The sequence below is a fragment of the Aerococcus sp. 150760013-2 genome, from assembly GCF_053627715.1.
In genome coordinates this window covers 35,457-49,072 of sequence record NZ_JBSEYI010000012.1, presented here as the reverse complement: position 1 = coordinate 49,072, position 13,616 = coordinate 35,457, and the positions used below count along the sequence as shown (strand labels likewise).

Sequence of the window (13,616 nt, the reverse complement as noted above, 5' to 3'; positions counted from 1 at the left end):
GTATTTGATATACTTTATTCACAATATAAAAAAAATCGGAGGCTAAATTTAGCCCCCCGATTACGTGCTTGCCTTAATTATTAAGCTTCTGGATCTTTCAATCCAGCTAATTTTTTCACTACATATACGAGCCCCGTAATCACTAACACGATTGCAAGGATAATACCCCATGTCGTTAGTGTTAATGGTTCTGTACCAAAGACATTGTTTAAGAACGGTACATAAACAACCAATAATTGTAGGACTACTGAGAAGGCCATTGCGGCTAATAGTAGTTTGTTTTGGAAGAAGGTCTTATCAAGTCCAAATCCTGATAAACGACGAACGTTTAAGATATGGAACAATTGCGCAATTGCCATGTAAGTAAATGTCGCAGTTTGTGCATAAGTTAAGCTCATACCAAAGATATTATGGAATAGGTAGAATACCCCGAAGGCACCTAGACCAATGATCACACCTGAGATGATAATCCGACTTAAGAATGTCTTATTGACTAAACCAGATTCCGGATTTCTTGGTGGATGTTCCATAACATTTGCTTCTGCTTTTTCATAGGCTAAAGCAATCGCTGGACCAATATCTACTAATAGGTTTAAGAATAAGATGTGTAGTGGTTGAATTGGCATTGGTAACATAAAGACAATCGTCGTTAGGATTGCCACAATCTCTACCATGTTACATGCGAATAAGAAGGAAATGTATTTTTTGATATTTTCAAAAATGATACGTCCTTCACGAACCGCGTCCACAATCGTACCAAAAGCATCATCGGTTAAAATCATGTCAGAAGCTTCTTTAGCAACCTCAGTACCACGAATACCCATAGCGACACCGATATCAGCACCGTTTAAGGCCGGCGCATCGTTAACCCCGTCACCTGTCATCGCCACAACGTCCCCTGAATCTTGGAAGGCACGAACAATTTGTAACTTGTTTTCTGGTGATACGCGGGCAAATACGGCCACATCGCGAATTTTGTCGATAAAGTCTTTTTCCTCATGGATCGCATCCAATTCTTTACCAGTCATGGTATTTTCATGGTTTTCAATCCCAATATCGCGGGCAATAACAGATGCGGTTCTTGGGTGATCTCCTGTAATCATTTTCACCTGGATACCGGCCGCTTGTGTTTGGGCAATAGCATCTTTCACGTCTTGACGTGGCGGGTCAATGATACCGAATAATCCGTCCATGGTTAGCTTGTCTGTATTGTTGTCCAACCAAGCTTCCATGTCGTCAGCGACTTTATCCGCGTCCCCTTGGTCTTTAAGGGTATATGAAGCCAAGGCAATTACACGGTTACCGTCTGCTGTCAGGTCGTCATTCTTCTCTTGCCAGAAATCTTCTTCACCGTTTTCAGTTGCCACTAAATCTAGGACCACATCCATAGCACCTTTTACGATTAGGCGGTGGATGTTATTTGGAAATTGGTAAAGTGCTGCCATATATTTCTTCTCAGAATCAAATGGAATTTCTTGGACAAGTTTGTAGTCATTGTCTTTTTCCCACTGTGGTGATAGACCGACTTTATGGCCTAATACCGTTAAGGCACCATCTGTTGGGTCACCTTTAATGGTATATGGGTCTTGATTATCTTCGTCTTCTAATTCAGCTGCTTCTTCATCATCTAGTTGATCACGTTCGATTAAACGGGCATCAGATGACAAGTAACCGTCCGTAATCAATTTCAATAAGACAGCCTTGTTGTCGCTTAAATCGTCAACATCTTCAATTGAATCAATATCGAAAGTTACTTTTTCCGCATCTTTTGTAATATCGCCTTCAGGTGTATAGCCTGAACCTGAAACTTCATATTGGGCATCATTTTTAATAATGATACTTTCAACCATCATTTGATTTTCTGTTAATGTACCCGTCTTATCTGACGCTATGATCGACGTAGCACCTAAGGTTTCAACTGCAGAAAGTGTTTTAACCAAGGCCTGGTGTTTAGCCATTGTCTGCATACCATTTGATAAGGTAATGGTTTGAACAGCTGGCATAGCTTCAGGGATTGCTGCTACCGCAAGGATTACTGCAATATGTAAGATTTCGCTTGGCGGGTTGCCGTTGAATAAACCAATAGCAACTACTAAAGCTGCTGCTATGAAAGCTACGACAATCAAGGCTTTACCTAATTGGTCAACCTCTTTGTCTAACGGGGTTTGCATGTCCTTTTCACCCGTCATCATTTCAGAAATACGACCAACTTCAGTTTCCATTCCAGTACCAGTTACAATAACTTGCGCCTTACCACGCGTCACTGCAGTACCTGAAAAGACCATATTTAACCGGTCACCAATTGACTCTTCTTCGTCGTAAGTCGCATCTGGGTCCTTGTCCACAGCTTCAGATTCACCGGTCAATGACGCTTCCATGACTGCAAAGTTGTTGCTTGTAAGCAAACGACCATCTGCAGCAATCGCGTCTCCTTCACCAAGAACCATCACGTCTCCTGGGACTAACTGAGAAGAATCAATTTCAATCTCTTCTCCGTTTCGGATCACATGTACACTAGTATTGACCATATTTTGCAAGGCTTCCACAGACTTTTGGGCTTTAGTTTCTACAAAATATCCAGTCAGCACCGAAATGAGAACGGCCAGCATCACGGCTATAGCTTCAATCCAATCACCCATTGCAATTGAAATTATGGCTGCGACGGCTAGTAAATAAACGATAATGTTATTTAAATTATCTAATAGGATCTCCCACTTAGACTTACTATCCGATTCTTGTAACTTATTTTCCCCATAAGTTTCTAAACGTTCAGAAACTTCCTGGTCACTCAATCCTTCAGTCTTCGATGTTTCTAATTCATCAATGACCTCTTGTAACTTTTTTTGATAAATGTTTTTGCTCATCGCCTCATCCTTTCTTTAATAGAACGTTCAGCTCTATTTACATATTATGTTAACATAATATTTTATCCATTAAAAATGATTCAACTTGCGAAAACGACATTTTTAGCCATAGCTAATCTCAATCATAAATGCTTCCTACCAAAAAAAGGCTGGAAGATGACTTCCAACCTTATATATATCTGACTTCATTAGCGGAACTACTTTCTAGCTCATCCTATTCAAGAACCTATACCTATAAAATTAGGACCGCTATCTTTCAATCATCTGCCTATTGTACATCTTTTAAAGCACGTTTCGCTAATAGCAGTGAACCAGTAATCCCAGCATTGTCACCTAGCTTAGGTAACTGGATATAATCTGTCATTGCTGGCAATTTAACATAATTAGCAAGCGCTTTTTCTACTTGTGTACGAATCTTATCCAATAATTGATCTTGATGCATCACGCCACCACCTAGTACGACGCGTTCCGGCGCTAAAGTTAAAGTATAATTTGCAATCGCTTGCCCTAAATAATTTGCCACATAGTCCCAAACTTCATGATCTGAAGGTAAGTCAGCACCTTTAATACCTGTCCGTTTTTCAATGGCAGGTCCTGACACAAGTCCTTCAATACAATTACCATGGAATGGACAAGCCCCTTCAAAGTGGTCATGAGGGTCTTGAGCAACTTTAATATGGCCCATTTCCGGATGACTATGTGCATGGTAAATTTCCCCGTTCATAGAGAAACCACCACCAACACCAGTCCCAATGGTTAAATAAAGGCAAGAGTTAGCACCTTTTGCAGCACCCATCGTGTTTTCAGCAAGTGATGCGCCATTTACATCCGTTGTCCAAGCAATCGGTTTATCACCAAACCACGCTTTCATTTGCCCAACAAAATCATAATTTTGCCAAGGCAATTTTGGCGTTGAGGTGATATAACCATAAGTTGGCGAGTCATGATTGATGTCGATTGGGCCAAAAGATGAAATACCAAAACTTGCCACTTCATATTGATCAAAGAAAGTTTTTACTTCACCCATGGTTTCTTCTGGAACTGTTGTATCAATACGCACTTGGTCAATAATATTTAAGTCTTCGTCAGCTACCGCACAGATAAACTTCGTGCCACCAGCCTCTATACCACCATATAATAAATCTCTTGTCATGATTAATTGCCTCCATTGTTGTAATCTTTTCCCATATTATACAATACTTGCTACTATTATAAAAAGAGAGGCCGACACTTTTGTGACCGCCTCTCTACAAATTTGTTTTAGCTATAAAATCTACCCGATAACTTAAACTTCTTCAAAGAATTGACCGGGATGCTCAATTGCACGTACACGAACAATATCTGGGATCTCTTCTAATCTTGCGACTAAACGCTCAACTTTCTCATAATCTAATTCCTCTAAATCAACCAATGTATATGCAAAGTCACCACGACCACGGTTCACCATATTCGCAATATTCATTCCTTGTTCCGCCACGAAAGTTGAAATCTTACCAATCATGTTTGGAATGTTACGATTAATAATTGTGATACGAACTGGTGAATTAAAGCTCATTTGTACAGATGGGAAGTTAACTGAATTTACAATATCCCCTGTCTGTAAAAAGCGTTTTAAGTTTCCAGCTGCCATACGGGCACAATTGATTTCTGCTTCCTCAGTAGAGGCACCTAAATGTGGTAACACACGGATTTTTTCATTGTGTAATAAATCTGCATCCGCAAAGTCCGTAGTATAACCACCAATACGGTTGTCATTAACAGCTTTTAAAACTGCTTCTTTATCTACAATCGGACCACGAGCAAAGTTATATAATTGCACATCTTCTTTCATCATAGCCAACTCACGTTCGCCAATCATACCACGAGTTGAGTCCATTAAAGGTACGTGAACAGTAATAAAATCACAGATTTTTAATAAATCATCTAATTCCATCACACGGTTAACACGACGCGAAATACTCCAGGCAGTATCCACAGACACATATGGGTCATAACCATACACTTCAATCCCTAAACGGTAAGCATCGTTAGCGATCATAGCACCAATAGCACCTAAACCGATAATACCTAGTTTCTTACCTTCTAATTCATTTCCAGCAAATTGTTTCTTGTTCGCTTCAACAATCGCTTCAACATCATCATCTGGACCAAACTTGTAATTTTGTATCCATTCATGTCCTTGTAAAATAGGACGAACAGATAATAATAAATTAGCTAGCACTAACTCTTTAACCGCATTCGCATTCGCACCAGGGGTGTTGAAGACAACAATCCCCGCCTCAGTAGCACGTTGAGTTGGGATATTATTTGTACCCGCACCAGCTCGCGCAATCGCTTTTAATGAATCGTTAAATGTCATATCATGCAGATTTTTTGAACGCAAAATCAATGCATCTGGATCATCATTTTCATTAATGGCATATTTTGCTCGTTCGAAACGTTCCATACCCTCAGCAGCGATCGCATTATAAGTCGTTAATTGATAAACTTTATCTTTTAATTCCATTTGTTAAATAATTCCTCCATACTTCAAAGCGGGCACAACATCCGGTTACATGTCGGTTGATTACGCTCATTACATTGTAAGCCGACTATTTAAGTCGTTGACAGACTATTTATTTTCTTCTTCAAATGCTTTCATAAATGCTACTAGTGCTTTAACCCCTTCTAATGGGAAAGCATTATATAAACTAGCGCGCATACCACCCACTGAACGGTGACCTTTTAATTGTTTGAATCCAGCAGCATCCGCTTCAGCGATAAATTTCTTATCTAATTCAGGATCATTCGTTAAGAATGGTATATTGGTTAATGAACGGTTTTCTACTTTTACATGATTTACAAATAAATCAGATTGATCAATGTAGTCATACAATAAGTTCGCACGTTCTTTAGCATTCGCATACATTGCTTCTTGTCCGCCTTGTGCTGCTACCCATTCTAATACCAATCCAACCATATAAACTGCAAATGTTGGTGGTGTATTAATCATAGAACCTTTGTCTGCTTGTGTTGCATAAGAGAAGAAGTCTGGTAAGGCTTTATCTTCTTTCAGTAAATCTTCACGTACAATAACAATTGTAACCCCTGAAGGTCCCAAGTTCTTTTGAGCACCCGCATAAATTAAACCGAAATCTTCTACTTTATAGTCATTCGCTAAAATATTAGATGACATATCCGCTACTAAAGTCACCTCATCAAAAGTAGGAACATCACGGAATGTAACACCACCAATTGTTTCGTTAGTTGTGATATGTAAGTAAGCAGCTTCTGGATCAACAGCTTCAGCAGTAATTTCTGGAACTGCTGTGAACCCCTTTGCCTTAGAAGATGCAATGACATCAACCGACACATCATCTAAATTTTCGGCTGCTTTAATAGCTTTTGTAGCCCATGAACCAGTATTCACATATTGAGTCTTTTGTCCTTTCGCAAGGTTTGCTGGTACCATTGTGAATTGCTGTGTTGCACCGCCCTGTAAGAATAAAACTTTATAGTGTTCAGGAATGTGCATCAAATCGCGTAGTAGTTGTTCAGCTCGTTCGATAATATCAACGAAGGAGGAAGAGCGGTGACTCAATTCCATCACGGACATTTCTGTACCGTTGTAATTTAAAAGTTCCGCTTGTGCTTGTTCTAATACAGCCTTGGGCAATACTGCCGGACCGGCTGAGAAATTATAAACAGTTGTCATTTAATTTCCTCCATCTATTGGTTTACATATTTTGAACGACTTCACATCGTCACCACTATTATATGCTTTCATCTAATTTTAATCTACCCTAATCTCAACTTATTTTTCTCTCATTTTTTATCCGAATAACACTTTGTGCATATAAAAACAGAATATAATCTTTAATTTTAAGAGTTTTGTACGTTAATAAACCCGTATTTCACAAATCAATTATATTAAAGTTCGTAAATTAAAAAATAGAAAAGATACTGATTTCTAACCAATTAGTACATATATTGTCCTTTCTAAATTTTATAAGTTATCATTTTATAAAAAGATGTGTAAGGGGATGGGAACATGAAATTGTATATGAAGCAAAAGTTATTTTCGTTGAAGCAGGATTTTAATATTTACGACCACAATCAAACACCCCTATTTCGTGTATCTAGCAAATTATTTTCAGTTGGTCGCCAATTACGGATTTATGATGCCCTAACAAATGTGGAACTGGCTTATGTTAAAGAATCGCCTTTTCGCTTTTTAACCCACCTAAAGGTCTACAAAGGCAATGATTATATAGCTACTATCCAACAAAAAATGACCTTATTTAAAACCAAAATGACCATTGAAGATATTGGATGGACAATTCAAGGAGACTTTTTAGGTTGGCAATATGTCATTACAGATGAAAAAAATCAGACAATTGCGGAGGTTAAAGCAAAAATGCTATCTTGGTCAGATACGTTTGAAATTACGATTGATGATACTCAAGTAGACCCCATTATTGTCCTCGCGATTATTCTTGCGATTGATACTATCCGAGACAAGCAACAATCTGGTTGAGAAACGTAAAACTGATGACCTATTCCTAAGCTGAAATCGCTATAACAGAGGTGTACTGAAAATACACCCCAACAATTTTCAGTACATCCGTTCACTTTAGCTCAACAGCTTAATTTTTTTCTTCAATACAAACAGACCTGCTCTCATTCCAGGCCTATTTTTTATGGCTTCAATTGTCAAATTAAATGCAACGATTCATTAAAAAATAGACTAACTTGACCATTCATCTATGGCTTAAGTTAGTCTATTGCTATCTATTAAAGTTAAACTTCTACAACATCTTTAATTAATTGGTAAATGAATTTCTCTGCATCAAACACTTGCAGGTCATCGACTTTTTCACCAAGTCCGATAAATTTAACGGGAATATCCATCTCATAACGAATTGCAAAAATCACGCCACCCTTGGCAGTCCCATCAAGTTTCGTTAAGACAATACCGTCAATATCTACAGTCTTATCAAACTCTTTAGCTTGTACTAAGGCATTTTGCCCCGTTGTTGCATCGAGTACCAATAATATTTCATGGGGTGATCCAGGTAATTCCCGTGTCAAGATACGTTTCATTTTATCTAATTCGTTCATTAGATTAATTTTAGTTTGTAGTCGTCCAGCTGTATCTACTAATAAGTAGTCGTAGACACCTTCACGCGCAGTTTTAGCAGCGTCAAAAGCCACAGAAGCTGGGTCTCCTTGCGCTTTACCAGTCACGATTGGTACATCAATACGGCGTGCCCATTCTTCTAATTGTTCAATCGCACCCGCACGGAACGTATCCCCTGCAGCAAGCAAGACTTTTTTACCATCTTGTTTTAATTGGTAAGCCATTTTCCCAATGGTAGTTGTTTTCCCGACACCGTTCACCCCAACAAATAAAACAACTGTTGGGCCATCTGGGTTTTCATTGATTTCAACATTCGGCTCGCCACCTTTGTCGTAAATCTCCACCATTTTTTCAATGATGACATCTTTTACTTGCTCCCCAGTACTAGCACCGCGACGTTGTATTTCCTCACGCACTGCATCAGATAAGGCAAGTGTCATGTCAAAACCAACATCAGAAGAAATGAAAGTCTCCTCTAAATCATCAAAAAATTCATCATCCACTTGACGGAAACCAGCAAATAATTCATTCATACGGTCAGAGAAAGAACGACGTGTCTTTTCAACACCCTTATCGTACTTTTCAAAGACAATCTGCTCTTGACTAGGCGATTCAGATTGACGCTGTTGCTCAACAATCTCATCCTCACCCGTAAACGCGCGTTTAATACGGTCAAATAATCCCATCGTATCACTCCTTTACTAAAATAAAATCTCGTGTGTAATCATAAAACTATAGGTCAAGTAATATATCAACGAACCTACTCTATATTATAAAATAATCAACCAGAATACTTTTAAAATATTATCCATGGAAAACAATTGAAACAGATTTTCAAGAACCAAATGCCATTTGATAAAGTTGACATTATGATACAAATTTTAAATTTATTGTACTGACTACTTCTTGTATTAAATAGTGTCAGTCTTGTTCAACATAAGGTTGGAACTATCCTAGCATGCCTTCGCAGTGAAAAAGGATGACTGACCCATATCATTCTGTTTGGAATTTATTCCTTACAGAATGAATCGTCAGACAAGGAATTAGACCTCGGCTAATTCCGGTCCCACTGTATTTAAGGCAATGCTAGAAGTAGTGAAAGCCTACAGCTTACCTACAATTTTAGAAATTTAAAATAGTTATTATAACTATTAATTATCTGTTTCAAAGAAAACGAAATGGTCAATTGCTTTAGCAACCCCGTCATTTTCATTAGAATCTGTGATATAATCTGCGAACGCTTTTACATCTGGTCGACCATTTTCCATCACCACAGATGTGCCTGCCCACTTAAGCATAGCTAAGTCATTCTCCTCGTCACCAATTACCATCACTTGGTCTTTAGTTAATTCTAAAATATCGGCTAAATGACTCACACCAGTTCCCTTATCAATTCCTTTAGGCATGATTTCTAATTGGAAAGGATGGCTACGCATCACTTCGAAATCTTCATATACCCAGTTTGGAATTTGATCAATCATACGTATTAAATGGTCTGTTTCTGTATTCACGACTACTTTAAAAATAGCTGTTTCTGGATCTAAATTGTCCATATGAAATTGTTTGAATGGTAAGAAATTCATTGTTTGTTGATAAAGACCTGGATGATTTTCTGGGAATGGGAATTGGTAAACTGCGTCAATCAATACTGCTTCAAGTGGCAATTCTAAAGACGCCATCACTTCATATAACCGTTTAGCATCCGCCATAGACATGGTTACTTGGCTAGCTACTTTGCCGGTTTTATTTTGAATAACTAACCCGCCGTTATAGGTGATAGAATAATGATCCGCCGTATTGGTTGCTAAAGTATCCAAGAAATTTTGAATTGCTTCAAGTGGTCGCCCAGTACAAATGGCGACATCCACACCGTTATCAATCGCCTTGCGGATCATTTCACGGTTACCCTCACTAATCGTCTTATCATTCCGTAACAAAGTGCCATCTAAATCAATTGCAATCAATTCAATCATAATGCCCTCATATTTCTGTTCAATATATTTTCTACATTACCTACATTTTGACACATTCCCCCATGAAAAACGACTAAATCCTCTTTAATTTGATGATTCTAGTAATTTCTCATCAAATTCTTCTAAACGAACGGCTGCCAATTTAGACACACCAGAATCCTGCATGGTTACGCCATATAATATATTTGCTGACTCCATTGTCCCCTTACGGTGGGTAATGACAATAAATTGCGTCTTATCTGCAAATTCACGTAAGAACCGACCATAACGAGCTACATTGGCTTCATCAAGCGCCGCTTCCACCTCATCTAAAATAGAAAAAGGTACAGTTTTCACATCTAGAATCGCAAACAATAAGGCAATTGCAGTTAAAGCTTTCTCCCCACCTGATAATAAGGATAGGTGTTGCAGCCGTTTCCCCGGCGGTTGAGCTTCAATGTCAATTCCTGATTCTAACAGATTATCCGGCCTCGTCAATTTAAGACTCGCCCGACCTCCACCAAATAATTTAGGAAAGATATCTTCAAAAGCATCCCGAATAGCAATAAAGGCTTGTTCAAATCGTTCAGCCACCTCTTCATCCATTTCAGAAATTGTTTGATAGAGTTTTTCTTTGGCAGCCAATACGTCATCTCGTTGCTTTTGCATAAAGGTAAACCGTTGATTTACTTCTTCAAACTCATCAATGGCTGCTAAATTAACCGGTCCAATTTGTTCAATTTCTTTTTTCAACTGACGAACTTTTAAGGATGCTGATTCCATAGACATGGTTAATTCTGACGTCGCTCTTGCCCGTTCAAAGGTCAGACCGTATTCTTCCCGAAGGTGGGTTAAATGGTTATCAATCGATACTTCATATCGAGAAGCTGTTGCCTCCACCTTAGCTTGCTTTTCAAGCAAGTCTTGGAGATGTGTATTCATTTCTTGGACTTCTTTGTCTAAGGCATCAGCCTTATTCTGCGCCTCATTGCGGACTTTTCGGACCGCTTTTAATTGAGCTTCACAATCTTTCTGTGCTTTCACAGCTGCTTGATAGTCAGCTTCCAAGGTGCCAGAAGTTTCAGAATTGGATAAAATAGCTTCCCGCATCAATTTAAGTTCCACTTCTACTTGGCTTACCTGATTTTCTTTTGCTGCTAATTCAGCTTCTTGACCTGCTAATTGACTTTCAACTTGAGTGTATTGCGATTTAAAGACCGCTAAATCTGTTTCAGCAGCCTGCAATTGCCCTTGTAATTGCGCCCTTTTTTCAGCCTTATCAGTAGCGGACAAGTTCATATCCTCAATCAGATTTTTCAATTGATCTACTTGATCGTCAACAACTTTTAAGTCCGCTTCTAACTTCGCTTTGGTTTTTTCTTGTTTCGCCTTCGTTTTTGAAGCAGAAGCTTGCAGGCCTTCACCAGTTTTTAAAGCTTCAGTTAAATCAGCAATTTGCCGCGTTAACTGGTCAATTTGACTCGATAAAGTCCGTTCACTAAAGCGTGCTTCATCACCTTGTGCTTTGATTGTTTCAAGGTCTTTCACCATCTCTTCAGATACTTGCGACGCTTGGTGCATCTCTTCTTGCAAGTTGGTTACGGTTGCGGTCAAGGTCTTGATTTCCTGACTTAAATGATCGATATCAGTTTTCCGGGACAATAAACCAGCATTGTTATTCCGTTTCGTTGCCCCACCAGTCATTGACCCACCAGCGTTAATCACATCTGATTCAAGGGTCACAATCCGGTAGCGAGAATACAGGGCTTTAGCAATCGCACGGGCATTATCAAGATTATCAGCGACAATGACATTACCCATTAAATTGGCCATAATTTGTTGGTATTGACTATCAAAGTCTACTAAATCAACCATCACGCCGATAAATCCAGGCATTGACTGAATTTTATTCAAGTCATTGGGATTTACTGACCGGCCTTTAATCACATCAAGTGGGAGGAAAGTTGCCCGCCCTGCCCGTTGACGTTTCAATTCACCAATTAATTGACTGGCTACCTGACCATTTTCTGTAACGATATTTTGCATAGCGCCAGCAAGTGCGGTTTCAACGGCTCCAGTATAAGTATCTGGCACGCGGAGCAATTGGGCAACTGCCCCGTGGACACCCTGAAATTTATCTGATAGGTCTAAAGCTGCCTTAACCCCCTGGTAGAAACCAGCATGGTCGCGGTCCAAATCTTCTAGCGACTCTTTACGGGCAGTAGCCTGCATTAGCCGTTGATTCGCTTGGTTCATTTCTTGATTAGCTTGGTAAGTTTCTTCTTGCTTGGCTTTAACTTCTCGATCTTTCATTTGATATTGGTTAAGCAAAGACTCTATTTCTTGACTAAAACTTACCTTATCCGCTTCAGCCTTTTCGAGTTGATCTTTCAATTCAGCTAAAGTAGTTTCTTTAGCTGTTCGCTCAGACTGGTTTTTTTCAACTGAGGCGACTTCATTCGCTATATCCTTCTCAAGCTGGCTTAAGTCATTTTGTAGACTGGACTGTTTTTGTAGCGCTGTAATATATTCGGCTCTCTTAGCTTGAACTGCTGCTTCAGAATCATCCGTCAGGTCTTCAAGCGCAGACAGTAAACTATCGCGATCAGTTGTTTTTTCAGCAATATCCTTTTCCATATCCCCTAATTGGGCTTTTAATTGGATAATGGAAGCTTTAAAGTCTTTTACCGCAGCCTTCAAACTATCAAGATTCTCAGCTTGGCTGGCTTGGTTATTTTCCTTGAAAAGGACTTTTTGGTGGTGGACTTGAATTTTAGCTTGTAATTGCTCAGCATTTTTCACCAAATCAACATATTGCTCATGCAACTCGTTAACGGATGCATCTGCCTGACTAGCCTTGTCTTTATAATCCGTAAGCGAGGCTTGTGTTTTAGTTAAAGCAGCTCGACGGTTATGAATATCCTGACCGTAAGCTAAGATATCATTCTTGGCTACTTGCCATTGTTCGTTCAAGGTTTCAATCTGAACTGCCGTTAATGCAATCTCAATGTCAGACAATTCTGCCTTTGATGCTTTATAACGTAAAGCTGCATTCTTCTGTTCTTCTAAGGGCTCAATCCGGTCAGCAAGTTCAGATAAAATATCATAAATTCGGTGCAAGTTCTCTTCAGTATGTTTCAACTTCCGTTCAGCTTCATGCTTACGTGACTTGTACTTCATAACCCCAGCAGCTTCCTCGAAAATCGCCCGTCTATCCTCTGGCTTCTGGGTGAAAATCTGTTCCACTTTACCTTGGGAGATAATGGAGAAAGAATCCCGACCGATCCCAGTATCCATCATTAATTCGGTGATATCACGCAAGCGGCAAGGACGGCGGTTAATCATATATTCAGAGTCCCCAGCCGCTGTATAACGCCGGCTAACAGCCACTTCATCCGTTTCAAAATTCAAGGCGCGGTCACTGTTATCAAAAGTGAGGGTTACTTGTGCGTACTGCCCCTTTCGGCGGTCTTCAGCACCTGCAAAAATGACGTCAGACATCTTTGACCCACGCAAGGACTTGGCAGATTGCTCCCCCAAAACCCACTTAATGGCCTCTGTAATGTTCGACTTCCCTGAGCCGTTTGGTCCTACAATAGCTGTAAACCCATTATCAAATTCGATTGTCGTCTTATCCGCAAAACTCTTAAAGCCGACTATTTCAACTGTTTTTAGGTACAC

At 39.4% G+C, this 13,616-nt stretch carries 8 protein-coding genes; 1 reads left to right on the top strand and 7 read right to left on the bottom strand.

What is annotated here, in order from left to right; all coding sequences use genetic code 11:
* Positions 1-80: 80 nt before the first annotated feature.
* From ACUW85_RS07520 to serC, 4 genes are all read right to left on the bottom strand, one after another.
* Entirely contained in the window at positions 81-2,864 is a 2,784-nt protein-coding gene (locus ACUW85_RS07520) for a cation-translocating P-type ATPase (protein WP_182023533.1), read from the bottom strand.
* A gap of 268 nt (positions 2,865-3,132) precedes the next feature.
* Positions 3,133-4,017 (bottom strand): ROK family protein, encoded by an 885-nt coding sequence (locus ACUW85_RS07515; protein WP_182023532.1) that lies wholly within the window; start codon positions 4,015-4,017, stop codon positions 3,133-3,135.
* 132 nt (positions 4,018-4,149) lie between these two features.
* Complete coding sequence (locus tag ACUW85_RS07510) at positions 4,150-5,370, bottom strand: 3-phosphoglycerate dehydrogenase family protein (RefSeq protein ID WP_048729474.1); 1,221 nt, start codon at positions 5,368-5,370, stop codon at positions 4,150-4,152.
* A gap of 105 nt (positions 5,371-5,475) precedes the next feature.
* Positions 5,476-6,558: a 3-phosphoserine/phosphohydroxythreonine transaminase gene (gene serC, locus ACUW85_RS07505; RefSeq protein WP_182023531.1), complete on the bottom strand. Its 1,083-nt coding sequence runs from the start codon at positions 6,556-6,558 to the stop codon at positions 5,476-5,478.
* 336 nt (positions 6,559-6,894) lie between these two features.
* Here serC and ACUW85_RS07500 point away from each other — a divergent pair, with 336 nt between their 5' ends.
* A complete protein-coding gene (locus ACUW85_RS07500; RefSeq protein ID WP_182023530.1) occupies positions 6,895-7,380 on the top strand; it encodes an LURP-one-related/scramblase family protein in 486 nt (161 codons plus the stop codon).
* A 263-nt stretch (positions 7,381-7,643) separates the two neighbouring features.
* Here ACUW85_RS07500 and ftsY read toward each other — a convergent pair whose 3' ends face one another.
* The 3 genes from ftsY to smc all read right to left on the bottom strand — a co-directional run bounded on the left by ftsY (position 7,644) and on the right by smc (position 13,616).
* Positions 7,644-8,669, bottom strand: coding sequence for a signal recognition particle-docking protein FtsY (gene ftsY, locus ACUW85_RS07495; RefSeq protein ID WP_154837541.1), 1,026 nt, complete (start codon positions 8,667-8,669; stop codon positions 7,644-7,646).
* Between the two features lie 465 nt (positions 8,670-9,134).
* Positions 9,135-9,956 carry a Cof-type HAD-IIB family hydrolase gene (locus tag ACUW85_RS07490; protein WP_182023529.1) on the bottom strand — a complete coding sequence of 274 codons (822 nt, stop codon included), beginning with the start codon at positions 9,954-9,956 and terminating at the stop codon, positions 9,135-9,137.
* Positions 9,957-10,040: 84 nt separating this feature from the next.
* Positions 10,041-13,616, bottom strand: coding sequence for a chromosome segregation protein SMC (smc, locus tag ACUW85_RS07485; protein ID WP_182023528.1), 3,576 nt, complete (start codon positions 13,614-13,616; stop codon positions 10,041-10,043).